Origin of the sequence: Bradyrhizobium sp. CIR48, assembly GCF_014198315.1 — a bacterium.
Classification (GTDB): domain Bacteria; phylum Pseudomonadota; class Alphaproteobacteria; order Rhizobiales; family Xanthobacteraceae; genus Bradyrhizobium.
Window position 1 is genome coordinate 99,415 of the sequence record NZ_JACIHG010000014.1, and the last position, 24,091, is coordinate 123,505.

At 64.9% G+C, this 24,091-nt stretch carries 24 protein-coding genes; 15 read left to right on the forward strand and 9 right to left on the reverse strand.

What is annotated here, in order from left to right; all coding sequences use genetic code 11:
* Positions 1–3: 3 nt before the first annotated feature.
* Positions 4–885: a CoA ester lyase gene (locus tag GGD66_RS34735; RefSeq protein WP_183261163.1), complete on the reverse strand. Its 882-nt coding sequence runs from the start codon at positions 883–885 to the stop codon at positions 4–6.
* A gap of 111 nt (positions 886–996) precedes the next feature.
* On the opposite strand from GGD66_RS34735, the gene GGD66_RS34740 reads away from it, so the two are divergent.
* Positions 997–1,641, forward strand: a complete 645-nt coding sequence (locus GGD66_RS34740) for a carbonic anhydrase (RefSeq protein ID WP_183261165.1) — start codon at positions 997–999, stop codon at positions 1,639–1,641.
* A 117-nt stretch (positions 1,642–1,758) separates the two neighbouring features.
* Here GGD66_RS34740 and GGD66_RS34745 read toward each other — a convergent pair whose 3' ends face one another.
* Positions 1,759–2,793 (reverse strand): aspartate-semialdehyde dehydrogenase, encoded by a 1,035-nt coding sequence (locus GGD66_RS34745; protein WP_183261167.1) that lies wholly within the window; start codon positions 2,791–2,793, stop codon positions 1,759–1,761.
* A 116-nt stretch (positions 2,794–2,909) separates the two neighbouring features.
* On the opposite strand from GGD66_RS34745, the gene GGD66_RS34750 reads away from it, so the two are divergent.
* Positions 2,910–3,698 carry a hypothetical protein gene (locus GGD66_RS34750; protein WP_183261170.1) on the forward strand — a complete coding sequence of 263 codons (789 nt, stop codon included), beginning with the start codon at positions 2,910–2,912 and terminating at the stop codon, positions 3,696–3,698.
* Positions 3,699–3,855: 157 nt separating this feature from the next.
* On the forward strand, positions 3,856–4,242 hold the full coding sequence (locus GGD66_RS34755) for a hypothetical protein (RefSeq protein WP_177237395.1): 387 nt from the start codon (positions 3,856–3,858) through the stop codon (positions 4,240–4,242).
* Positions 4,243–4,431: 189 nt separating this feature from the next.
* Here the strand turns inward: GGD66_RS34755 and GGD66_RS34760 are convergent, their stop codons facing one another.
* Positions 4,432–5,070: a DapH/DapD/GlmU-related protein gene (locus tag GGD66_RS34760; RefSeq protein WP_183261171.1), complete on the reverse strand. Its 639-nt coding sequence runs from the start codon at positions 5,068–5,070 to the stop codon at positions 4,432–4,434.
* Between the two features lie 131 nt (positions 5,071–5,201).
* Complete coding sequence (leuB, locus tag GGD66_RS34765; protein ID WP_018318921.1) at positions 5,202–6,314, reverse strand: 3-isopropylmalate dehydrogenase; 1,113 nt, start codon at positions 6,312–6,314, stop codon at positions 5,202–5,204.
* A 131-nt stretch (positions 6,315–6,445) separates the two neighbouring features.
* Here leuB and GGD66_RS34770 point away from each other — a divergent pair, with 131 nt between their 5' ends.
* Positions 6,446–7,666, forward strand: coding sequence for a YbfB/YjiJ family MFS transporter (locus GGD66_RS34770; protein WP_183261173.1), 1,221 nt, complete (start codon positions 6,446–6,448; stop codon positions 7,664–7,666).
* A gap of 107 nt (positions 7,667–7,773) precedes the next feature.
* On the opposite strand, the gene GGD66_RS34775 is transcribed toward GGD66_RS34770, so the two are convergent.
* From GGD66_RS34775 to GGD66_RS34785, 3 genes are all read right to left on the reverse strand, one after another.
* Positions 7,774–8,556: a molybdopterin-binding protein gene (locus GGD66_RS34775; protein ID WP_183261175.1), complete on the reverse strand. Its 783-nt coding sequence runs from the start codon at positions 8,554–8,556 to the stop codon at positions 7,774–7,776.
* A 70-nt stretch (positions 8,557–8,626) separates the two neighbouring features.
* Positions 8,627–9,256: a cytochrome b/b6 domain-containing protein gene (locus GGD66_RS34780; RefSeq protein WP_018318923.1), complete on the reverse strand. Its 630-nt coding sequence runs from the start codon at positions 9,254–9,256 to the stop codon at positions 8,627–8,629.
* A gap of 182 nt (positions 9,257–9,438) precedes the next feature.
* Positions 9,439–9,993: a fasciclin domain-containing protein gene (locus tag GGD66_RS34785; protein ID WP_028139268.1), complete on the reverse strand. Its 555-nt coding sequence runs from the start codon at positions 9,991–9,993 to the stop codon at positions 9,439–9,441.
* Between GGD66_RS34785 and GGD66_RS34790 the strand changes: the two genes are divergently transcribed.
* Positions 9,980–10,213: a hypothetical protein gene (locus tag GGD66_RS34790; RefSeq protein WP_183261177.1), complete on the forward strand. Its 234-nt coding sequence runs from the start codon at positions 9,980–9,982 to the stop codon at positions 10,211–10,213. The two genes, GGD66_RS34785 and GGD66_RS34790, sit on opposite strands and share 14 nt — an antisense overlap.
* A 115-nt stretch (positions 10,214–10,328) precedes the next feature.
* On the opposite strand, the gene GGD66_RS34795 is transcribed toward GGD66_RS34790, so the two are convergent.
* The gene (locus tag GGD66_RS34795) at positions 10,329–11,090 is read right to left on the reverse strand and encodes an SDR family oxidoreductase (protein WP_183261179.1); all 762 of its coding nucleotides are present in this window, start codon (positions 11,088–11,090) and stop codon (positions 10,329–10,331) included.
* Positions 11,091–11,175: 85 nt separating this feature from the next.
* Between GGD66_RS34795 and GGD66_RS34800 the strand changes: the two genes are divergently transcribed.
* Complete coding sequence (locus GGD66_RS34800; protein ID WP_183261181.1) at positions 11,176–12,705, forward strand: malonyl-CoA synthase; 1,530 nt, start codon at positions 11,176–11,178, stop codon at positions 12,703–12,705.
* Between the two features lie 184 nt (positions 12,706–12,889).
* On the opposite strand, the gene GGD66_RS34805 is transcribed toward GGD66_RS34800, so the two are convergent.
* Entirely contained in the window at positions 12,890–13,750 is an 861-nt protein-coding gene (locus GGD66_RS34805) for a sulfite exporter TauE/SafE family protein (protein ID WP_183261184.1), read from the reverse strand.
* A gap of 517 nt (positions 13,751–14,267) precedes the next feature.
* Here GGD66_RS34805 and sdhC point away from each other — a divergent pair.
* The 9 genes from sdhC (at position 14,268) to GGD66_RS34850 (ending at position 23,942) form a co-directional block, all read left to right on the forward strand.
* Positions 14,268–14,666, forward strand: a complete 399-nt coding sequence (sdhC, locus tag GGD66_RS34810) for a succinate dehydrogenase, cytochrome b556 subunit (RefSeq protein ID WP_018318928.1) — start codon at positions 14,268–14,270, stop codon at positions 14,664–14,666.
* The gene (gene sdhD / locus GGD66_RS34815; protein WP_018318929.1) at positions 14,663–15,067 is read left to right on the forward strand and encodes a succinate dehydrogenase, hydrophobic membrane anchor protein; all 405 of its coding nucleotides are present in this window, start codon (positions 14,663–14,665) and stop codon (positions 15,065–15,067) included. The genes sdhC and sdhD overlap by 4 nt, the downstream gene beginning before the upstream one ends.
* A 3-nt stretch (positions 15,068–15,070) precedes the next feature.
* Positions 15,071–16,906, forward strand: coding sequence for a succinate dehydrogenase flavoprotein subunit (gene sdhA, locus GGD66_RS34820; RefSeq protein WP_018318930.1), 1,836 nt, complete (start codon positions 15,071–15,073; stop codon positions 16,904–16,906).
* Between the two features lie 24 nt (positions 16,907–16,930).
* On the forward strand, positions 16,931–17,713 hold the full coding sequence (locus tag GGD66_RS34825) for a succinate dehydrogenase iron-sulfur subunit (protein WP_038972643.1): 783 nt from the start codon (positions 16,931–16,933) through the stop codon (positions 17,711–17,713).
* A 188-nt stretch (positions 17,714–17,901) separates the two neighbouring features.
* Positions 17,902–20,100: a hybrid sensor histidine kinase/response regulator gene (locus GGD66_RS34830; RefSeq protein WP_183261186.1), complete on the forward strand. Its 2,199-nt coding sequence runs from the start codon at positions 17,902–17,904 to the stop codon at positions 20,098–20,100.
* Positions 20,101–20,153: 53 nt separating this feature from the next.
* Complete coding sequence (locus tag GGD66_RS34835) at positions 20,154–22,109, forward strand: ABC transporter ATP-binding protein/permease (protein WP_183261188.1); 1,956 nt, start codon at positions 20,154–20,156, stop codon at positions 22,107–22,109.
* Positions 22,110–22,383: 274 nt separating this feature from the next.
* Entirely contained in the window at positions 22,384–23,208 is an 825-nt protein-coding gene (locus GGD66_RS34840; protein ID WP_183261191.1) for an FkbM family methyltransferase, read from the forward strand.
* 20 nt (positions 23,209–23,228) lie between these two features.
* Complete coding sequence (locus GGD66_RS34845) at positions 23,229–23,615, forward strand: VOC family protein (protein ID WP_092261470.1); 387 nt, start codon at positions 23,229–23,231, stop codon at positions 23,613–23,615.
* Between the two features lie 84 nt (positions 23,616–23,699).
* Positions 23,700–23,942: a hypothetical protein gene (locus tag GGD66_RS34850; protein WP_026202099.1), complete on the forward strand. Its 243-nt coding sequence runs from the start codon at positions 23,700–23,702 to the stop codon at positions 23,940–23,942.
* Positions 23,943–24,091: the final 149 nt, after the last annotated feature.

The window sequence follows — 24,091 nt, forward strand, 5'->3', positions numbered from 1 at the left end:
GCTTCAGCCCTTGCTCATCGCGGCAATAGCATCCGCGATTGCGATCGTGCGCTGTGCCATGTCGGCGTGCAGCCGCTCCACCATCGCACCATCCAACCGGATCGCGCCGCGCGAGACGTTCTCCGGCAGCTCGAACGCCGCGATGATTTTTCGCGCGCGCGCGACCTCCTCCTCGGGCGGCGTGAAGATCGCGTTGCAGGCATCGATCTGCGAGGGATGGATCAGCGTCTTGCCGTCGAAGCCGAGATCGCGGCCCTGCGCGCATTCGGTGGCGAATCCATCGGAATTGGCGATGTCGCTGTAGGGGCCGTCGAGGATCTCGAGGCCGTGGGCGCGCGTCGCAAGGATGCAGTGCGTGATCATCGGGATCATCGCGGCGCGGCCGGGCAGCATCCTGATGCGCGTTTCGCGTGAGATGTCGTTCGGGCCGAACACAAAGCCGGAGAGGCGCCGCGATTGATCGCGCCCGGCCTCGGCCAGCTCCTCCGCGTGCAGCACGGCGCGCGCGGTCTCGATCATGGCCCAGACCTTCACCGTCGGCGCCGCGCCAAGCTCGGTAAGACGGAGGCCGATCGTATCGAGATCTTCGACACTTGAAACTTTTGGAACCAGGATGCCGTCGGGCGAGGCCTTGGCGGCCATGGCGAGATCGTCGGCCCACCAGGGCGTGTCGAGACCGTTGGTCCGGATCAGGATCTCGCGCTTGCCAAAGCCCTTGGCTGCGATCGCGGCGGCGATCCCATCACGGGCCACCGCTTTGGCATCCGGCGCGACGGAATCTTCCAGATCCAGGATCAGGCCGTCGGCGGCGAGATTGCGCGCCTTTTCCAGCGCACGGGGGTTGGAGCCGGGCATGAACAGATGGCTGCGGCGCGGGCGGGTCATGCGAGCGTTCCTTCCGGTTTCCTCAAGCGGGCTCTTGATCGAAGCCGATAGCACCTGGCCTGCCTATTCGAAAGGCTTGTTCGCCCCTGCGGTCTATGATTAGGCATAGGTATGATGACATTCCCAGAGCATTTGCTGGAAGGCTACAAGGCCTTCGCCACCCAGCGGCTGCCGACCGAGCAGACCCGCTACCGCGACCTCTCGGTGAAGGGGCAATCGCCGGAAGTGATGGTGATCGGCTGCTGCGACAGCCGCGTCTCGCCGGAAGTGATCTTCGACGTCGGCCCGGGCGAATTGTTCGTGGTCCGCAACATCGCCAATCTGGTGCCCGTGTATCAGCCCGACGGCAACGCGCATGGCGTCTCGGCCGCGCTGGAATATGCGGTGACGGTGCTGAAGGTGAAGCACATCGTGGTGCTCGGCCACGCGCAATGCGGCGGCATCCGCGCCTTCGTCGACAAGATCGAGCCGCTCACGCCCGGCGACTTCATCGGCAAATGGATGCAGATGTTCATCAAGCCGGGTGAAGTGGTCGAGCAGCGCGACCATGAGAGCATGGCGCAATTCGTCGAGCGCATCGAGAAGGCCGCGGTGTTCCGCAGCCTGGAAAACCTGATGACGTTCCCATTCGTGCAGAAGGCAGTCGACAGCGGCCAGATGCAGACCCACGGCGCCTATTTCGGCGTCGCGGAGGGATCGCTGTTCGTGCTGGACAAGGTTGCGAAGGAATTCAGGAACGCGCGGGGCGTGGCGTAGGCCACCGCTCTCGTAGGGTGGGCAAAGCGAAGCGTGCCCACCACCTGTCACAATCGGAAAGAATGGTGGGCACGGCGCTTTGCGCCTTTGCCCACCCTACGGCAGCGGTGACGTGCCTTACGCCGCCTGCTTCTTCGCGCTGATCAGCTTGCGGTTGATCAGCACTTCCGCGATCTGGATGGCGTTGAGCGCGGCGCCCTTGCGGAGGTTGTCGGACACGCACCACAGCACGAGGCCGTTCTCCACCGTCGCGTCCTCGCGGATGCGGCTGATGTAAGTCGCGTCCTCGCCGGCCGCTTCGTAAGGCGTCGCGTAGCCGCCGGGCTCCTGCTTGTCGATGACGAGGCAGCCGGGCGCCTTGCGCAGGATGTCGCGCGCTTCATCCGCACTGATCGGATTCTCAAACTCGATGTTGACGGCCTCGGAGTGGCCGACGAACACCGGCACGCGCACGCAGGTGGCGGAGAGCTTGATCTTGGGATCAAGAATCTTCTTGGTCTCCGCCATCATCTTCCACTCTTCCTTGGTGTAGCCGTCCTCCATGAAGACGTCGATGTGGGGGATGACGTTGAAGGCGATGCGCTTGGGGAATTTCTTCGCGACCAGCTCGTCATTGGTGTAGACGGCCTTGGTCTGCGAGAACAGCTCGTCCATCCCGTCCTTGCCGGCGCCCGACACCGATTGATAGGTCGAGACCACGACGCGCTTGATGGTCGCCTTCTCGTGCAAGGGCTTGAGCGCGACCACGAGCTGCGCGGTCGAGCAGTTCGGGTTGGCGATGATGTTCTTCTTCTTGAAGCCTTCGGTCGCGCCTGCGTTCACCTCCGGCACGATCAGCGGCACGTCCGGATCCATGCGCCAGGCCGACGAGTTGTCGATCACGACCGCGCCGGCGGCGCCGATCTTCGGCGACCATTCCTTCGACACCTCGCCGCCGGCCGACATCAGGCAGATGTCGACGTCGGAGAAGTCGTAATGCTCGAGCGCCTTGCACTTCAGGGTGCGGTCGCCATAGGAGACCTCGACGCCGACGCTGCGGCGTGACGCCAGCGCCACGACCTCGTCCGCGGGGAATTTGCGCTCGTCGAGAATGTTGAGCATTTCCCGTCCGACATTGCCGGTCGCGCCGACGACTGCGACTTTGTAACCCATCGTTCACTCTCCGATGAAAAAGCCCGTTCCCGAAGCTGACGCTTAAACGGGAAGAGCAGCGCTTCTATGCGAGAACCGGCCTCAAGACAACGTTGGACCATGCCTTAGGGACGTGGATGCAGTCGCCTGAGGCCAGCACGGCCGTTAGCCCTACCCAGATCCAGCTGACGCTCTTGGCTATCGCCGACGAGGTCGTCGGCACGCTGGCGCATCTGGTCGCCTATGTGGGGGCCCTCGCGCTGTTTGCCATCCTCGGCCTCGCGGCGCTCGGCCAGCTGCCCGAGCTGCGCGGCGATGACCCCGCCGACAAGCCGGGCTGGAGCACGGCCGATCGCTCGCACCCGGCCTTCGCCCTGAGCCGGATCGATTCATCAGAGAAAACAGCCTCTTACACCATCCTTCGGCATCCCGAAGGCGGCCGCAAAGACGTGATGCGCTGGGCAGGCGCGGCGGACCAGCCGCTGGCCGAGCTCGAAATCTATCGGGAAGGTGGCGAATTCGATGTGACCCGTCCTGTCGCGATGGACCTCGCCGTCCAGATGAGCCTCGGAGCGGCCACCGCGCTCGAGCAAGCCGGCCTGATCGAGACGAAATTCGGCCCCGTCGCGCTGTTCCGGCCGATCGGCACGGACAAGGGGACGCCGGCCTGTCTCGGCTACCTCAAGCGCAACGAGGAGCCGGCCTTGCAGATCTCCGGCTTCTCCTGCCAGGGCGACACAATGCCTGCCCGGCGTGCGGCGATCGCCTGCACGCTGAACCGGCTGACGCTGCTGACCTCCGGCAACGAGCCGAAGCTGGCGGAATTGTTTGCCCATGCCGAGCTGAAGCGCCGCGGTTGCGACCTCGCGGGCTCGCCGGACTGGCTGCTGGGCGCCGCCAACGCGCAATTGCGCGGGGCGCTTTGATCGGCATCAAGCCCAAGTGGCTGGTATTGATGCAACTTTTGCCAGCGCGCACGATTATTCCGAGCTGGTGTGACCCAATAGACCTAGTTGCACTCACCCCGGCCGGGCTAGTATGGGGGTGAAATCGACTGGCGGCCTGCCGCCTGAAGGGGACGTGATGAGCTCGAAATTCTCTGCCAAATTGGCGACCTTGCTTGCAGCGGGCGCCGTGATTGCCATGTCCTCTGCCATTGTGGCGACGCCGGCCTCGGCCGACACCAAGACCAAGCGCTATGACGAGCGTGGCCGGCACTATTACGGCCCGAGCGGACCCAACGCCGTCTACCAGCAGGGCCGCACCCGTATCTATGTCAGCAAGCGCTCCTGGCTCGACGGCGGCACCGAGGTCAATCCGGGCGACCGCAAGTTCTCCGATTACGCCTTCCCGCCGGCGGTCGGCTATCCGTCCTTCGCCCGCGAGAATCTCAACCGCCCGATCGACCGCCAGCCGCTTTCGCCGCCGCAGGACGTCGGCGGCTACCCGCAGAATTTCCCGCTGTACTGAGCGGAGTTATCGACCGAATCAAAATGGCCGGGCTCGCGCCCGGCCATTTTTGTTTTTGCGAGGTGCCGTAGGGTGGGCAAAGGCGCCCTTGCGCCGTGCCCACGATCTCTCTCGGTCACGAAAAATGCGTGGGCACGCTTCGCTTTGCCCACCCTACGATTCCTGTTGCTTGGGTGAGATGCGTGCGCCTCACGCGTTCGCAGCCGGATCATAGCGCCTGCAAAACTCCTCGATCACTTCGGAGCGAAAATCGGCGAGGCGCTCGAAGATGAGCTCATCCGGCCAATCCCACCAGGCGATGCGGCGCAGGCTGTCCGCAACGGAATCAGGAAAGCGCTTGCGGATCGGACGCGCGGGAACGCCGCCGACGATCGTGTAGGGCTCGACATCGCGGCTGACCACCGCGCCCGCAGCGATCACCGCGCCGTCACCAACGTTCACGCCGGGCAGCAGGATGGCGGCGTGCCCGATCCAGACATCATTGCCGACGATGACCCGGTCGCCGCGGCGGTCCGCGAAGAAGTCGCGGTCGCGCGTCACGCCCGCCTCGTAATATTCAGGGCAATAGGTGAAGCGATGCTGCGACGGCCGACCCATCGGATGATTGGGCGCACCGATCCGCACCGAATTGGCGATGGCCGTGAACTTTCCGATGGCGGCGTCGGCGACCTCGCAGTTCTCGCCGAGATAGGAGTAGTCGCCGAGCGAGGCATATTCGATGCGGGTGTTGGAAAGGACCTCGCAGCGGCGGCCGATCTGCGCCTCGCGCTGGCGCACCGTGTCATGGATGATGGTTTCCGCGATCTTGGGGCGGGGTGAAGCATCCATGAATCAGCTCCGAGAGCAGGTGCCGTAGGGTGGGCAAAGGCGCAACGCGCCGTGCCCACCATCTCTTTCTAATCGCACTCAGAACGTGGGCACGCTTCGCTTTGCCCACCCTACGAGAGCGGTGCCTGCCGTTACGCGTGCAGCTTCTGCAGTTCCTTCAGGATCGCTTCGCCCATCTGCGTGGTCGAGGCGGCCGTGGTGCCTTCCGACTTGATGTCGGCGGTGCGCAGGCCGCTGGCGAGCACCGCGGCGATCGCGGCGTCGACCTTGTCGGCGAGCGCGCCCATGTCGAAGGAATAGCGCAGCGCCATGCCGAACGACGAGATCATCGCGATGGGATTGGCGAGGCCCTGGCCTGCGATATCAGGCGCCGAGCCGTGCACGGGCTCGTACAGCGCCTTGCGCTTCTTGGTCTTGACGTCGACCTCGCCGAGCGAGGCCGAGGGCAGCATGCCGAGCGATCCCGTCAGCATCGCCGCGATGTCGGACAGCATGTCGCCGAACAGATTGTCGGTGACGATGACGTCGAACTGCTTCGGCCATTTCACCAGCATCATGCCGCCGGAATCGGCGAGCTGGTGCTCGAGCGTGACATCAGGGTATTCGCGCTTGTGGACCTGGGTCATGACCTCGTTCCAGAGCACGCCCGATTTCATGACGTTGCGCTTTTCCATCGACGTCACTTTGTTCTTGCGCTTCCTGGCAAGCTCGAAGGCGACGCGGCCGATGCGCTCGATCTCATAGGTGTCGTAGACCTGGGTATCGACGGCGCGCTTCTGGCCATTGCCGAGGTCGGTGATGGTCTTGGGCTCGCCGAAATAGACGCCGCCGGTGAGCTCGCGCACGATGACGATGTCGAGGCCTTCGACGGCCTCACGCTTCAGGCTCGATGCATCGGCCAGCGCCGGGTAGCACACCGCGGGACGGAGGTTGGCGAACAAGGCCAGATCCTTGCGCAGGCGCAAGAGGCCGGCTTCCGGGCGCACCTCGTAGGGCACCGCGTCCCACTTCGGACCGCCGACCGCGCCGAAGATGATGGCATCGGCGGCAAGCGCCTTGGCCATGTCGCCCTCGGAGATCGACACCTTGTGCGCGTCATAGGCGGAGCCGCCGACGAGGCCGGTGTCCGTCTCGAACTTGGCGATCCCGGCCGAATTGAGCCAGTCGATCAGCCGCTTCACCTCGCCCATCACCTCGGGGCCGATACCGTCGCCGGGAAGCAGCAGCAATTTGTGGGTCGCCATGGTCGTTTCCTCTGAGATCGATTTCGGCCGGAGTGCTAGAGCGGCGTTGCGCGCTTGGCAAGACACCATTGCCGGGGTGCGGCTGTGCAAGGCGGACGGGGCCTGCCACACTGGGTGGGCCGGAGAACCCCTTGCACGCCCAAGACTGCTTTACTAAAGACCGCCGTGTCCCGCCCTACGCGCATCCCGCGCGGCTGATCCTGACCCTGTCGCTGGCGGCGACGGTCGGGCTCGGCATCGGCCGCTTTGCCTATGCGCTGGTGCTGCCCGACATGCGGGAGGCCCTCGGCTGGTCCTACTCGGCGGCCGGATTCATGAACACCATCAACGCCGTCGGCTATCTCGTCGGCGCGCTGGTGGCGTCGCGCCTGATCCAGCGCGTCGGCTGGGCAGCCGCGATCCGCGGCGGAACTGTGGCCTGCGTCGCCGCGCTCGCCATTTGCGCGCTGACGGGGAATTTCGTCGCGCTGAGCCTGGCGCGCCTCGTACTCGGTCTCGGGGCCGCGGCGGGCTTCGTCGCCGGCGGCGCGCTCGCTGCGACCATCGCCCAGTCGCGCCCGGAGCGGGCCAATTTCCTGCTCAGCCTGTTCTATGCCGGGCCCGGCATCGGCATTCTGTCCTCGGGGCTGATCGCGCCGTTCACGCTGCAATATTTCGGGCCGGGCTCGTGGTGGATGGTGTGGTGGGCGCTGACACTGCTCTCGGCCGCGATGACCGTGCCGCTGTTCCTGATCCGCATCGAGAGCGGCGCCCGTTTCTCCGAAGGCAGCCACGCCGCCTTCGCGATTCGTCCCGTGCTGATCTACCTCGCGGGCTATTTCCTGTTCGGCGCGGGCTACATCGCCTACATGACCTTCATGATCGCCTATGTACGCGACGGCGGCGGCGGGGCCGCAGCGCAAGCGGCGTTCTGGGGCCTGATCGGCCTGTCCGCCTTCGTCACACCCTGGGCCTGGCGCGGCGTGCTGGCGCTCGACCGCGGCGGATTGGCGACCGCCATCATCCTCGGCACCAATGCACTCGGTGCGGCCCTGCCGATGCTCGGGCATTCGCCGGCATGGCTCGCGGTCTCCGCCGTGGTGTTCGGCGTCGCCTTCTTCGCCGTGGTCGGCTCGACCACCGCCTTCGTGCGCTTCAACTATCCGCCGGCGATGTGGCCGACCGCGATCGCGGCGATGACGATTTCGTTCGGCGTCGGGCAAACGCTGGGGCCGATCGTGGTCGGCGCCATCACGGACGCGCTGGGGAGCTTGAGCTACGCGCTCAACGTATCGGCGGCGCTGCTGGCGCTGGGGGCGGTCGCGTCGCTGTGTCAGCGGAAGGTGGGGCCAGCCAAGGAATCGGCGCCGTAGGGTGGGCAAAGGCGCGTAGCGCCGTGCCCACGGTTTTATTCATGATGGATGGAATGGTGGGCACGCTTCGCTTTGCCCACCCTACGGCAGCTTCGCCGGAACGGCGATCAGCTCCCGCTAAACGAATTATACCCCTGGTCTTCCCAATAGCCGCCCTTGTAGTCGTTGGTGACTTCCATCGAGACCACGTATTTCGGGTTCTTGAAGCCGAGTTTTGTCGGCACGCGGATCTTCATGGGAAAACCATAGGCGCGCGGCAGGATTTCATTCGCGTATTTGAACGTCATCTGGGTCTGCGGATGCAGCGCGCTGCGCATGTCGAGCGGCGAATTGTAGCCGTCCTTGTCGGCGCACTGGAACCAGACGTATTTGGCGCGCGTGTCGGCGCCGATCAGCTTGAGGAAATCGCGCAAGGGCGTGCCGGTCCAGCTGCCGATCGCGCTCCAGCCCTCGACGCAGATGTGGCGCGTGATTTGCGTGACTTGCGGCAGCTTGTAGAGCTCGTCCAGCGTCCAGGACTTGTTGTTGTCGACAAGGCCGCGAACCTCGAGTTTCCAGTCGGCGCCAGCGACGTCGGGTGCGTCGTCGAGATCGTAATAGGCATTGAACGGGAACGGCTTCGTGATCGCGCTCTCGGGAAAAGTCGGCGCCAGCGCGTCGGGATTGAAGATGAAGGCCTGCACCGCGTCGTTGAATTTCGAGACCTGCTTCAGCATCTCCTCCGCCGAGGACGAGTCGATCACATCGCAGCCGGTGAGCAGCGTCAGCGCGCCGAGACTGGCGCCGCCCGCGATGAAGCGACGGCGGGTGACGTCGGGCATCGTCTTGATGGAGTCCTTGATCAGGAGCCGCTTGTCGACGCCGGGGATCAGGAATGAACGCTTGGCCATGCTCTCCTCACATATCTATTTTGAGCATGATCTTGTCGGAAAACCGCTTTACACTTTTCCGGATCATGCTCTAGCGACCGATGATCATGGCGCGCAGGCTCTTCGGCACGAGCAGCGCGAGCAGGACGTGAACGACGAGGAACGCGCAGATCGCGACCATGCAGAAGAAATGGATGTAGCGCGCGGTCGGGTAGTCGCCGAACAGGGCGACGAGATAATAGAGCTGCACCGGCTTCCACATCCCCAAGCCCGTGAGCACGATCAGCACGCCGACCACGATGATGCCGGCATAGAGCAGGCGCTGTACGTAATTGTAGACGGTGAGGTCGTCATGGCCGAGCTTGAAGGTCAGCGCGGCCCTGACATCGTGGAGCACGCCCGACGGTGTGATCGGCAACAGCTTCTTGCGGAAGCGGCCGGTGGCAAAGCCCGTGATGAGATAGGCGAGGCCGTTGATCATCAACAGCCACATCGCGGCAAAGTGCCAGAGCAGCCCGCCGCCGAGCCAGCCGCCGAGCGTGTACTCGCGCGGAAAACTGAAGCCGAACAGCGGCGAGGCGTTGTAGATCTGCCAGCCCGACAGGATCATCAGGATCATGGCCAGCGCATTGACCCAGTGCATGACGCGGACCCAGGCCGGCTGGATCACTTTGGCCGGGGCGGCGCTGACCTGCTCGTCGGTGACTGTGAGGCTCGACATGATGGTTCCGTCCTGAACGTCGTGTGACACCGATTATACGCCGATGCGCCCGCTTTCGTTACGCCCTGTCCGCCATCGAATCGATAGCGTCGGGCTATGGCGGTCACAATAAAGCGAGCCGGGTGCCCCCGGCTCGCCGTTTCGTCGCATCCTGCTCGGGGAAGAAACAGGATCGCGTGGTGTTACGTCGCCGGCATCAGCACGGTGTCGACCACATGGATCACGCCGTTGGACTGGTTGACGTTGGAGATCGTGACCATCGAGGTGCCGCCCTTGGCATCGACGATCCAGGTCTTGCCGTCCATCTTCTTGACCGTCAGTTCCTCGCCTTCGGCGGTCTTCAGCTTCTTGCCCTCGGTGAGGTCGGAGGCCTCGAGCTTGCCGGGCACGACGTGGTAGGTGAGGATCTTGGTCAGCGTCGCCTTGTTCTCGGGCTTGACCAGATTGTCGACGGTGCCGGCCGGCAGCTTGCCGAAGGCGGCGTTGGTCGGCGCGAACACCGTGAACGGACCCTTGCCTTCCAGCGTCGGCACCAGGCCGGCCGCCTTCACCGCCGCGACCAGCGTGGTGTGGTCCTTCGAATTGACCGCGTTCTGGACGATGTTCTTGGACGGGAACATCGCGGCGCCGCCGACCATGACGGTCTTCTCCTCTGCGCGGACAGGCGCGACGACGGTCGCGGTGATGGCCAGGGCGCTGAAGGCGGCGGCGGCGAGATAGGCAATGCGCTTCGACATGGAAAGTCTCCCGATTGAATTGGTACCGGCGATGGCCGGTGTTGGGTTGGGGCAACAACGGCGACTGCGACCTATTGGCGTGAAGCAGCAGCGCCGTCGTTGGACCGAACTACGGGAGGGTTCGGGTTGCGGTTTCGGAGAAAAATTCTTTGTGATGCGTGAAACTATGGAGCGGCGTGTCCGTGTGATGCGAACACGCGCCAAGCGGGCGGTGCCGTAGGGTGGGCAAAGCGCAGCGTGCCCACCAACCGCAAATGGAGAGAGGTGGTGGGCACGGCGCTTTGCGCCTTTGCCCACCCTACGACAGTGCGCCCGTTGCAGTAGTTGTGCCCGCACTAATCCCTGTTGTTCGGCGTCTGAATGAATCCGCGATTATGCGTCGGGCTGATCAGCACCTCGTTGATGCAGACGCGCGGCGGCATCGAGGCGATGAACGCGATGGTGCGGCCGAGATCTTCGGATTGCAGCATCTTCGCCTGCTCGTCCTCGCTCGGCACCACCGGGCGCAGCTTGAGGATCGGCGTCGCTACCTCGCCCGGCATCAGGCAGCAGGCGCGCAGGCCATTGACGCATTCGTCCATATTGAAGGAATGGGTCAGCGCCAGCACCGCATGCTTGGTCGTGGTGTAGGCCGGCCCCGACATCTTCGAGACGTGGCGGCCGGCCCAGGACGAGACGTTGATGATCGCGCCGTCCTGCTGCTTGCGCATCGTCGGCAGCACCGCGCGCATGCAATAGAGCACGCCGTTGAGATTGACCTGGACCAGTCTGTCCCAGCCCTCCAGTTCCATGTCCTTCCAGCTGCGCTTGGGAACATTGATGCCGGCATTGTTGACCAGGAGGTCGATGCGGCCGTGCCTGGCGACGATCTGATCGGCGGCTTTCTGGGCTTCCGCAGCGTTGGCCACGTCCAGCGCGATGGCCTCGGCCGCCCCGCCCGTCTTGGCGATTTTGGCAACCACGGTATTCAGAGCGTCCTTCAGCCGGCCCGACACCACCACCGTCCAGCCGTCGGCCGCCAGCGCCTCGGCGCCGGCCTCGCCGATCCCGCTGCCTCCGCCCGTGACCCAGGCCACGCGTTTCCCACCTTTTGTCATGCAAACTGTCTCCGTTGCTTCATTGGGGCGGTTTTTGCTAATCCAGCCCTCGGTTTGACCGGCCTTCGCCGGCGAGGAATGTTGCATGAACCCAGCTGCCAACGCCAATTTGTTCTCCCGCCTGTTCGACGGCCTGGACGATCCGAAGCGCCTCGCGATCGAGACGCATGACGGCGGCCATATCAGCTATGGCGAGTTGATCGCGCGGGCCGGGCAGATGGCAAATGTGCTGGTCGCGCGCGGCGTGAAGCCGGGCGACCGCGTTGCGGTACAGGTCGAGAAATCCGTCGCCAATATCGTGCTGTACCTCGGCACTGTCAGGGCCGGCGCGGTCTACCTTCCGCTCAACACCGCCTATACGCTGAACGAGCTTGACTACTTCATCGGCGACGCCGAGCCGTCGCTGGTGGTCTGCGATCCCTCCAAGGCGGAGGGCCTCGCCCCGATCGCCGCCAAGGTAAAGGCCAAGATCGAGACGCTCGGAGCTGACGGCAAGGGCTCGCTGACGGAAGCCGCCGACAAGGCCGGCAGCGAATTCACGACCGTCGCGCGGGCGAACGACGATCTCGCCGCCATCCTCTACACCTCGGGCACCACGGGGCGCTCCAAGGGCGCGATGCTGACGCATGATAATCTGGCGTCGAACTCGCTCTCGCTCGTCGGCTATTGGCGCTTCACCGACAAGGACGTGCTGATCCACGCACTGCCGATCTATCATACCCACGGCCTGTTCGTGGCGACCAACGTGACACTGTTCGCGCGGGCGTCGATGATCTTCCTGCCGAAGCTCGATCCGGATCTCATCATCAAGCTGATGGCGCGCGCCACGGTGCTGATGGGCGTGCCGACCTTCTATACGCGCTTGCTCCAGAACCCTGCGCTGTCGAAGGAGACGACCAAGCATATGCGGCTGTTCATCTCGGGCTCGGCGCCGCTGCTGGCGGAGACCCATCGCGAATGGTCGGCGCGCACGGGGCACGCAGTGCTCGAGCGCTACGGCATGACCGAGACCAACATGAACACGTCGAACCCCTATGACGGCGAGCGCGTGCCCGGCGCAGTCGGCTTTCCCTTGCCCGGCGTCTCCGTGCGCGTGACCGAGCCCGAGACGGGCAAAGAGCTGCCGCACGAGGAGATCGGCATGATCGAGGTCAAGGGCCCGAACGTCTTCAAGGGCTATTGGCGCATGCCGGAGAAGACCAAGTCCGAATTCCGCGACGACGGCTTCTTCATCACCGGCGACCTCGGCAAGATCGACACCAAGGGCTACGTCCACATCCTCGGCCGCGGCAAGGATCTCGTGATCTCCGGCGGCTTCAACGTCTATCCGAAAGAGATCGAGAGCGAGATCGACGCCATGCCGGGCGTGGTGGAATCCGCTGTGATCGGCGTGCCGCACGCCGATTTCGGCGAGGGCGTCACGGCGGTTCTGGTCTGCAACAAGGGCGCGGACGTGAGCGAGGCCTCGGTACTGAAGGCGCTCGACGGGCGGCTTGCGAAGTTCAAGATGCCCAAACGCGTCTTCGTCGTCGACGAGCTGCCGCGGAACACCATGGGCAAGGTGCAGAAGAACATCCTGCGGGATACGTACAAGGATATCTACGCGAAGAAGTGAGGGGACTCGTCGCAGGTTGCGACGAGGAGCATCCACAAAACGCGCTATCATGCCCGGCTTGACCGGGGTATCCAGTACGCCGCAGCCTTTCGAGGCAAGCACCGCCGTCTCTGGAATACTGGATCGCCCGATCAAGTCGGGCGATGACAGCGGAGTGTGTGGTAAGCGTTATGGCGCACGCCACTCACAGTCCGCCGACCAGACTCATCACGAACCGGCTGCCGACGATCAACAGATAACATCCGAACGCCATTTCCAGCGTCCGCTTCGACATCGCATGCGCGGCTCTCACGCCTAGCGGCGCGGTGACGAGGCTCATCGGCATCACCAGCACGGCGCCGATCAGCGAGACGTAACCGAGCGCGAACGGGATCTGCAGGGCTGCGACGGCCGGATAGTTCGCCGCCGCAGGCCAGCCCGCATAGATGTAGCCGAGCGCGCCGGGGATCGAGATCAACACCGCGAGCGCGGATGACGTCGCCACCGCCTGATGGATCGGACGGCTGTAGAAGGTCATCAGCAGGTTCGAGAACAGGCCGCCGCCGATGCCCATCAGCGTCGAAAGAATACCGACGCAAAAGCCGTAGACGCGCATCAAGGGGCCCTTCGGCAGATCGTCGCCCAACTTCCAGCCTTCGCGCGCGAAGATGAGGCGTGCCGCCGCCGACCAGGCGACACAGACGAACACGATCTTGAACAGCCGCTCCGGCGCATAGCGCGCGACCACGCTGCCGGCGACCACGCCGATCACGATCGGCAACCACCAGACCCTGAGGATGGCCATATCGACGGCGCCGCGCTTGTAATGCGCCTGGAACGAACGGATCGAGGTCGGGATGATCACCGCGAGCGAGGTGCCGATGCAGAGCGGCATGCGCACCTGCAACGGCACGCCGGCAATGCGAAAGCATTCGTAGAACACCGGCACGAGAATCGCGCCCCCGCCGATGCCGAACACGCCGGCCAAAAATCCCGAAAGCGCCCCGGTTGCGATCAGCAGCAGCGCGAGCTCGACGATGTTCTTGATATCAAGTCCTGCAATCACCCCAGACCTGCCCCGGCGACTGGTCGCAACCTCTCCCGACGTCAGCCGCAGACGGCTGCGGTCCCAGCTTTAGGCGATCCGGGTTGCGTGGTCGACGCACCGGACGTGCCGGCTGGGGTGGAATGCGGGCTGCGCATATCCGCGGTCCCAGCGAAACGGGCCCAGCGTGCGGTGGGCCGAGTCGCCCTGGCCCTGACGGGCCGGCTACGGCCGACACGGACCGATTGCTGCGAGCGGCAAGCGGCGGGCAGTGAGTTAGAGGCGTTCCAATAGCGATTTCAATGCGCCCTGCTGGCGCCACCAAGTAATGAGCTTGGATTCTGAATTTCGCTGGCAGACAGATGCTCTGGTATACCAAGCCCCTGATTGGCCTTGTTTCATCAAGGCTCTAGAGCTGAACCATGGTTCGATTTATGGCAATTTGGAGATTGCGCAGGCCAAATCGACTCCGTAAATAGAGCCGACCTTTCCGATCCCCGGGCGCCCCCTGCTGGGCCGCCATAAAACATCAAAGCCCATGACCGCACGGATCGAACGACCCCTCTCGCCGCACATGCAAGTCTACCGCTGGACGCTGACGATGGCTCTGTCCATCATCCATCGCGCCACCGGTATTGCCCTCTATTTCGGAACCCTGCTGCTGGTCTGGTGGCTGGTTGCCGCGGCTTCCGGCCCGGCCGCTTACGCGCACGTCCAGGCCTTCGCCGGCAGCATCATCGGGCGGCTGATCGTGTTCGGCTACACCTGGGCGCTGATGCACCATATGCTCAGCGGCATCCGGCATTTCGTGTGGGACCTCGGCTACGGCTTCAAGGCCAATGAGCGGGAAGCGCTGACCTGGGGCGCCCTGATCGGCGGCATCGCGCTGACGGTGCTGATCTGGATCATCGCCTATGCGAACGGAGGTGGACGATGAGCGCATCCGATACGCCGAAGCGCAGCCTGCGCACCCCGCTCGGCCGCGTCCGCAATCTCGGCGCCGCGCATTCCGGCACGTCCGATTTCTGGCGTCAGCGCATCACCGGCGTCGCCATGACGCTGCTGATGATCCCGGCGCTGGTGATCATCGTGATGCTGCTCGGCCGCAACCAGGTCTACGCTGCGCAGACCCTGAGCTCCATTCCCGTCGCGGTGATCCTGCTCCTCTTCATTTTCGCCAGCGCCTGGCACATGAAGATCGGCATGCAGGTGGTGATCGAGGACTACGTCCATAACGAGAAGCTGAAGCTCGTCTCGATCATGCTCAACAATTTCTTCTCGGTCGCCGTGGCGCTCGCCTCGACCTACGCGATCCTGAAACTGTCCTCCGGAGTGTAACCCATGGCCACCACAACGAATGGCACGGGCAACGGCGCTCCCGCCACCAACGGCAAAGCCTATCCGATCGAAGACCACACCTATGACGTCGTCGTGGTCGGCGCCGGCGGCGCGGGCCTGCGCGCCGTGGTCGGCTGCAGCGAAGCCGGCCTGCGCACGGCCTGCATCACCAAGGTGTTTCCGACCCGCTCGCACACGGTGGCGGCGCAGGGCGGCATCTCCGCCTCGCTCGGCAACATGCACAAGGACGACTGGCGCTGGCACATGTACGACACCGTGAAGGGGTCGGACTGGCTCGGCGACCAGGACGCGATCGAATACATGGTGCGCAACGCGCCCGACGCGGTCTACGAGCTCGAGCATTGGGGCGTTCCGTTCTCGCGCACCGAGGACGGCAAGATCTATCAGCGTCCGTTCGGCGGCATGACCATGGACTACGGCAAGGGCCAGGCGCAGCGCACCTGCGCCGCCGCCGACCGCACCGGTCACGCCATGCTGCACACGATGTACGGCCAGTCGCTGCGCCACGCTGCCGAGTTCTTCATCGAGTTCTTCGCCATCGACCTGATCATGGACGACCAGGGCACCTGCCGCGGCGTCATCGCGCTCAAGCTCGACGACGGCACGCTGCACCGCTTCCGCGCCCAGACCGTGATCCTCGCGACCGGCGGCTACGGCCGCGCCTATGCCTCCTGTACCTCGGCGCACACCTGCACCGGTGACGGCGGCGGCATGGTGCTGCGCGCCGGCCTGCCGATGCAGGACATGGAGTTCGTGCAGTTCCATCCGACCGGCATCTACGGCTCGGGCTGCCTCGTCACCGAAGGCGCCCGCGGCGAAGGCGGCTATCTCGTCAACTCGGAAGGCGAGCGCTTCATGGAGCGCTATGCGCCCTCGGCCAAGGACCTCGCCTCGCGCGACGTCGTCTCGCGCGCGATGACCATCGAGATCCGCGAAGGTCGCGGCGTCGGCAAGAAGAAGGACCACATCTTCCTGCATCTGGACCATCTCGATCCCGCGGTGCTGGCCGAGCGGCTGCCGGGCATCTCCGAATCCGCAAAGATCTTCGCCAATGTCGACGTGACGCGCGAGCCGATCCCGATCGTACCGACCGTGCACTACAACATGGGCGGCATCCCCACCAACTATCACGGCGAAGTCCTGACCAAGAAGGACGGCGACGACAACGCCATCATCCCCGGCCTGATGGCGATCGGCGAAGCCGCCTGCGTCTCCGTGCACGGCGCCAACCGCCTCGGCTCCAACTCGCTGATCGACCTCGTCGTGTTCGGCCGCGCCGCAGCGCTCCGCCTCGCCGAGAAGCTGACGCCCAATGCCAAGCAGCCGGAGCTGCCGGCGAACTCGTCCGAGCTCGCGCTCGGCCGGCTCGACCATTACCGCTACGCCTCCGGCGGCACGCCGACCGCAAAGCTGCGCGAAGGCATGCAGCACGTGATGCAGAGCAATTGCGCGGTGTTCCGCACCGGCGAAGTCCTCAGCGAGGGCCAGAACCTGATCGAGAAGGTCCACAGCGGCATCACCGACATCGCCGTGTCCGACCGCTCGCTGGTGTGGAATTCGGACCTCGTCGAGACGCTCGAGTTCGACAATTTGATCTCGCAGGCGGTGGTGACGATGAATTCGGCCGCCAACCGCACCGAAAGCCGCGGCGCGCATGCGCGCGAGGATTTCTCCGAACGCGACGACAAGAACTGGATGAAGCACACGCTGGCCTGGCTGGACGATGCCGGCAAGGTCAAGATCGAGTACCGCCCGGTTCACGACTACACCATGACCAACGACGTGCAGTACATCCCGCCGAAAGCGCGTGTGTACTGAGCGAACAGCGAAGGCCTTATCGAGATGGTTGAATTCGCACTTCCGAAGAACTCCAAGATCACTGGCGGCAAGACCTGGCCGAAGCCCGCGGGCGCGACCGAGACCCGCGAGTTTCGCGTCTATCGCTGGAATCCGGACGACGGCAAGAATCCGAGCGTCGACACCTATTACGTCGACACCAATGATTGCGGTCCGATGGTGCTGGACGGCCTGATCTGGATCAAGAACCACATCGACCCGTCGCTGACCTTCCGCCGCTCCTGCCGCGAAGGCGTCTGCGGCTCCTGCGCCATGAACATCGACGGCCAGAATACGCTCGCTTGCACCCGCTCGATGCACGACGTGAAGGACGGCGCGGTGAAGATCAATCCGCTGCCGCACCAGCCGGTGGTGAAGGACCTCGTCCCCGACCTCACCAATTTCTACGCCCAGTACGCATCGGTCGAGCCGTGGCTGAAGACCACCTCGCCGACGCCGCAGAAGGAATGGCGCCAGACCCACGAGGATCGCGAGAAGCTCGACGGCCTCTACGAGTGCATCCTGTGCGCCTGCTGCTCGACCTCGTGCCCGAGCTATTGGTGGAACAGCGAACGTTATCTCGGCCCCGCAGCGCTGCTCCAGGCCAACCGCTGGGTGTCCGATTCGCGCGACGAGGCGACCGGCGAGCGGCTCGACAATCTCGAGGATCCATTCCGCCTCTACCGCTGCCACACCATCATGAATTGTGCCAAGGCCTGCCCGAAGGGACTGAACCCGGCCGAAGCCATCGCCGAGCTCAAGCTCAAGATGGTCGAGCGCCAGATCTAAAGGCGCGGTTCATGCTTCCTGTCCCGGCCAGTCCGGCCGGGACATTCCGAGATCGCAGTCAATTCGAGTAGAATTTTCTCCGACCCGCGGTGCGCGTAAGTTCCCGGCGCACAACCAGCGGTTCCGGCACAAGTTGCTTCCTTCCCCGCGCGAGATTCAGTTAAGCTCCCGTCAGGGACGGAGCGACTGTGCAGAGGGCGCAACGCAATTCGCTGAAGCTGTTGCAGTGGATGATGGCGGCATCCCTGGCGCTGCCGGTTGCGCTGTTCATCATCACCTCCGCGATCTCCTACACCTCGACCAGGGACATCGCCGACCGGGAGATCGAGCGCACGCTCGACGTCGTGCATGAGCACGCGCTCAAGGTGTTCGAGACCATCGATCGCAGCCTGGCCGAGCTCAACGAGGTCGTGCGCGGCCTTCCCGACGACGTCATCCGCGAGCGCGAGCCGGCGCTGCACCGCCGCCTGAGGCGGCTGACCGATTCGCTGCCGCAGCTCAAATCGGCCTGGATCTTCGACGCGGACGGAAGAGCGCTGGTCAACAGCCTCGCCTCGCCGCCGCCGGAGCTCCGCTTTGCAGACCGCGACTATTTTTACGCTCATGTCGACCAGACCATCGGCAGCTTCATCGGCACGGCCCTGACACCCCGTCCGCCCTATCAGGGCGCACGCTTCTTCGGGATGAGCCGCCGCCGAGACTCCGACGACGGCAGCTTCATCGGGGTGATCCAGGCCTCCGTCCTGCCCGAATATTTCGAGAGTTTCTATGCGCGGATCGGCTCCGATGCCGGCAGCTTCTTCGCGATGGGCCGCGCCGACGGTGTGCTGCTCGCGCAGTTCCCGCGGCTCGAGCGCGACCTTCGGCTCGATCCGACTGGACCGGTCGGCCGGGAAATCGCGGCGCGGCCCGCGCACGGCCTCATCACCGTCGCCTGGCCGTCGGACGGGATCGAGCGCCGCATTGGCTATCGGCGCGTCGCCGAATATCCGATCTATGTCAGCGCCGGGCTCGAGACCTCGGCGATCCGCGCGCGCTGGCTCGCCACCATGGGCCAGCATCTGGTGTTCGGCATTCCCGCCACCGCACTCCTGTTTCTGCTGTTGGCGCTGGCGTTGCGGCGCACCCAGCACCTTCAGGCCGAAGCCGCCAAGCGGCGTGAGGCCGAGGAGGCGCTCAAGCACAGCCAGCGCCTGGAGGCGCTCGGACAGCTCACCGGCGGCGTCGCGCATGATTTCAACAATCTGCTGACGGTGATCCGCGCCTCGGTCGACCTGTTGAACCGGCCGCAACTGACGGAGGAGCGGCGGCAGCGCTACATCACGGCCATTGCGGACGCGGTGGCACGCGCGGCGAAGCTGACCTCGCAGCTGCTCGCCTTTGCGCGGCGTCAAACCCTGAAGCCGGAAGTGTTCGACGTCGGCGAGCGCATGCAGGCGCTGCACGACATGCTGGCGCCGCTGCTGGGGCCGGCCATCGAGATCACCATGCGCCTGCCCACCGAGCCCTGCCTCGTCCACGCCGATGCCGGCCAGTTCGAGACGGCGCTGATCAACATGGCGACCAACGCGCGCGATGCCATGCAGGGCAAGGGCAGGATCGTTTTCACGGTCGAGACCGCGACGACCGTTCCGGACACGCTGGCCCATGCCCCAGGCAGCCAGAACTTGGTAAGCCAGAATTTGGGAAGCCAGAGCTTGGCAAACCAGAACCTGGCAAACCGCGGCTTCATCAGCGTGACCGTCAGCGACACCGGCATCGGCATTCCTGCCGCACGACTGGAGCGCATCTTCGAACCGTTCTTCACCACCAAGCAGGTCGGCCATGGCACCGGCCTCGGCCTGTCCCAGGTGTTCGGCTTCGCCCGGCAATCCGGCGGCGAGGTGACGGTTGCGAGCGAGGTCGGTCGCGGCAGCACCTTCTCGCTCTACCTGCCGCGCGTGCCGCCGGACCTGCTGCCGCAGCGGCAGGCGCCGAACACAGCGCCGGCGGTGGCCGGCAGCGGCATGTCGGTGCTGCTGGTCGAGGACAATATCGAGCTGGCCAATTTTGCCGCCGACGGCCTCACCGAGCTCGGCTACAGCATCACGCTGGTCGACAACGCCACCGATGCGCTCGCCGAGCTCGTCATGGACGCGGATCGCTTCGACGTCGTGTTCACGGACGTGGTGATGCCTGGGATGACCGGGCTCGATCTGGCACAGGCGATCCGCGACCGCGGCATCGACGTGCCGGTCGTGCTGACCACGGGCTACAGCCAGGCCCTGTCGCAAGAGGGCGTGACCGGTTTCGAACTCGTGCAGAAGCCTTATTCGATCGAGGAATTGTCGCGCGTTCTCCACCGGGCGGCCCGGATCCGGCGCGTCCGCGACGGCGCGGCCGAATGAGGCGCCACGCGGAACCTGAGGGAACCGGTTGATTTCCTTCGCGTTGTCCGCTCATGCAAAAGCCGGCCGCGAAGCGCGAACAGGGCCCCAAACCGCCCATCGTCGGGATCAAGGGGGAGAATGGCGACGAGGTCGCCGCGCCACCGCCGGAATTGCTCGAGCCTGACCCGGAGCTAACGCCCGAGGAAGCCGAGCAGGCCCGCAAGGATTATCTGCTGACGCGGTTCTGGATCAGCGCGCGCGGCTTCTGGGGACGCAACGGCGATCGCCTCGCCTGGCCGTTCTCGCTCGGCCTCGGCGCGCTGATCGTCCTGACCGTCGGCTTCCAGTACGGCATCAATGTCTGGAACCGGGCGATCTTCGACGCGATCGAGAAACGCGATGCGACCGCTGTCTTCCATCTCACCGCTTTGTTCTTCCCGCTTGCGATCGGCAGCATCGTGCTCGGCGTCATCCAGGTGTTCGCGCGCATGGGCATCCAGCGGCGCTGGCGGGCATGGTTGACTGCGAGCGTGCTGACGCGGTGGCTCAAGAACGGGCGCTATTACCAGCTCAACCTCGTCCGCGGCGACCACGAAAATCCGGAATACCGGATTGCGGAGGATCTGCGCATCGCGACCGATTCGCCGGTCGATTTCCTCGCGGGCGTCACCTCGGCGCTGCTGTCGGCCGCGACCTTCATCGTCGTGCTCTGGACCATCGGCGGCGCGCTCACAGTCACGCTCGGCGGGTCGAGCATCACCATTCCCGGCTTCCTCGTGATCGCCGCGATGCTCTATGCCGCGATCGCGTCCGGCTCGATCCTGGTGATCGGCCGTCAGTTCGTCCAGGTCTCCGAGAACAAGAACCAGGCCGAGGCCGATTTCCGCTACACGCTGACACGCGTGCGCGAGAACGGCGAGAGCATCGCGCTGCTCGGCGGCGAGGAGGAAGAGCGCGACGGCATCGACCGCAATTTCACGAGCGTGCTCAGGCAATGGGCGCGGCTCGCCGGCCAACACATGCGCACCACGCTGGTGTCGCAGGGATCGAGCCTGGTTGCGCCGGTCGTGCCGCTTTTGCTTTGCGCGCCAAAATTCCTCGACGGCAGCATGACGCTGGGACAAGTGATGCAGGCGGCCTCCGCCTTCACCATCGTGCAGAGCGCGTTCGGCTGGCTGGTCGACAATTATCCGCGGCTCGCCGACTGGAATGCCTGCGCGCGCCGCATCGCCTCGTTGATGATGTCGCTCGACGGCCTCGAACGCGCCGAGCAAGGCGATGGCCTCGGCCGCATCAAGCGCGGCGAGACCCGCAACGACGCCATGCTGGAGCTGAACGACCTCTCAGTCACGCTCGACGACGGCACGGCCGTGGTCGGCGAGACCGAGGTGGTGATCGAGCCCGGCGAACGGCTGCTGGTCGCCGGCGAATCCGGCACCGGCAAGAGCACGCTGGTGCGTGCCATCGCAGGCCTGTGGCCATGGGGCGGCGGCAGCGTGAATTTCCATCCCGACCGGCGCCTGTTCATGCTGCCGCAGCGGCCCTACGTGCCTTCCGGATCCTTGCGCCGCGCGGTCGCCTATCCGGGCGCCGCCGACCACTGGACCGTGGAGGAGATCGGCGAAGCCCTGCACAAGGTCGGGCTCGATCATCTCAAGGAGAAGATCGAGGAAGAGGGCCCGTGGGACCAGACGCTGTCAGGCGGCGAGAAGCAGCGCCTCGCCTTCGCGCGGCTGCTGCTGCACAACCCCGATATCGTCGTGCTGGATGAGGCGACCTCGGCGCTCGACGAGAAGAGCCAGGACAAGATGATGAAGACGGTCACCGACGCGTTACCGAAGGCGACCATCGTCAGCGTCGCGCATCGTGCCGAGCTGGAAGCCTTCCACAGCCGCAAGATCGTGCTGGAGCGCCGCAAGGGCGGCGCCAAGCTCGTCAGCGACATCGAGCTGATCCCGCGCAAGGGCAAGCGCAGGCTGCTCGGCCGCTTCCTGCGGCAGCGCAAGGCACCGAAGAAGGCGGCGTGAGGAAAGCGGTGTAACGCACTCTCTCCGTCGTCCCGGACAAGCGCAGCTCTAGGTAACGCGAAGCGTTGCCTAGAGCTGCGTGCAGATCCGGGACCCATACCCACAGGGAGGAGTTTGGCGACGACTCGGAGTGGGCATCTCGCATTAGACTCCTCCCTGGGGTTATGGGTCCCCGCCTTCGCGGGGACGACCCCGAGATTGTGGCTCGCATCGAGCGTTGGAGTCCCGCGCAAAACCGGCTATGCATGCGCCGCTTGCAACGAGGATCGCCTGCTTGACGACCGACAACGCCCCTTCGTCCGCGCCGTTCGGCGCGTTTGCGCCCAATTCGGCGCAGGCTGCGATCATTCGCCTCGCACAGCAGTCGGGGCTGAAGCGCGGCGCATTCCGACCCTGGATGTCGCGGCTGGTCAACCTGCTGCGCGGCGGCCCGGTCGACGTGCAATATCAGGGCGCATCGTTCCGCTTCTATCACCAGGGCAGCGCGACTGAGCGCGGCGCGCTGTTCAATCCCGATTACAATCTCGACGAGCTCGACTTCCTGCGCCAGCACACCCCGGCGGGCGGCACCTTCGTCGACGTCGGCGCCAATGTCGGCACGTTTGCGCTGGTGATGGCGCAGCAGGTCGGCAGCTCAGGCAAGGTGGTCGCGATCGAGCCACATCCGCTGACGTTTGGACGGCTTTCGTTCAACCACACCGCGTCGAAGACGGCGCAAGTGCGCCTGGTGCAGGCTGCCGCCGGCGACAGCGACGGCGAGCTGATGATCGAGAGCGGCGGCGGTAATCTTGGCGCCACTCACGTCGTCACCGGCCCGGCGAGCGCCGAGGCGATCAAGGTGCCGTCGCTGCGGCTGACACGCATTCTCGACGAGGCCGGCGTCCGCCAAGTCGATTCGCTGAAGATCGACGTCGAGGGTTTTGAGGACCGCGTGCTGATCGGCTTCTTCCGCGATGCGCCGCCCTCGCTATGGCCGCGCGCGGTCGTCATCGAGCATCTGTCACAAAACGAATGGCAGCAGGATTGTATTGCCGACATGGTCGCGCGTGGATTCACGATCATGCGCAAGACACGAAGCAATACGTTCCTCTCACGCTGACAAGGACGAAGGAGGTTACGATGATCGACCATCTGGGTTTCTCCGTCTCCGACTATGAGCGCGCCAAGGCGTTCTACGCCAAGGCGCTGGCTCCGCTCGGCTACGGCCTGATCATGGAGGTCACGGCGGAGCAGACCGGCCACGCTGCCGCCGCAGGCTTCGGTGCCAACGGCAAGCCGGATTTCTGGATCGGCGGCGAAGGCGCCATGAACAAGCCGGTGCATGTCGCGATCGCAGCCAGGGACCGCGCCACCGTCGACGCGTTCTACACGGCGGCCATCGCGGCCGGCGGCCGCGACAACGGCCCGCCCGGCATCCGCCCGCATTACCATGCGAACTACTACGGCGCCTTCGTGCTCGACCCTGACGGCCACAACATCGAGGCCGTCTGCCACGCGCCGGAATAAGGCAGATCCAGCGCGACGCGATCTGGGAACATCGGCGCGGCATCATCGTTGTCCTTCTCCGGACAACTGATCCCGATGATGCCGATGCCGATCGAACCGCCCGAGATTCCACCGGCAACTCCGGGGACTCCAGCCGAACCGCCGCCCGGCATTCCGCCGGGCAATCCGCAGCCTGAAATCACGCCGCCGGTGCGCGAACCCGGCTCGCCACCGCGGCCCGACGAATTGCCGGGCCGCATGCCTGAAGAGATTCCATCGCGCGGGCCGAACGGGCCGCTGACGCCGAACCCTGCGACGGATGCAATTCCGCCGCGGGATCGCGCATGAAGCAGCCGATCACATGTGGGGCAATTGCAACCAGCGTCTGAATGCGCAATGAACGTTGCCGGAGTGACATGATTTCCGTGCAGAAATAAATCGGGCCGCGACCGCATCGCCCGCCACAATCCGGCCTAACGCGTAGCTGTTCATCCCAA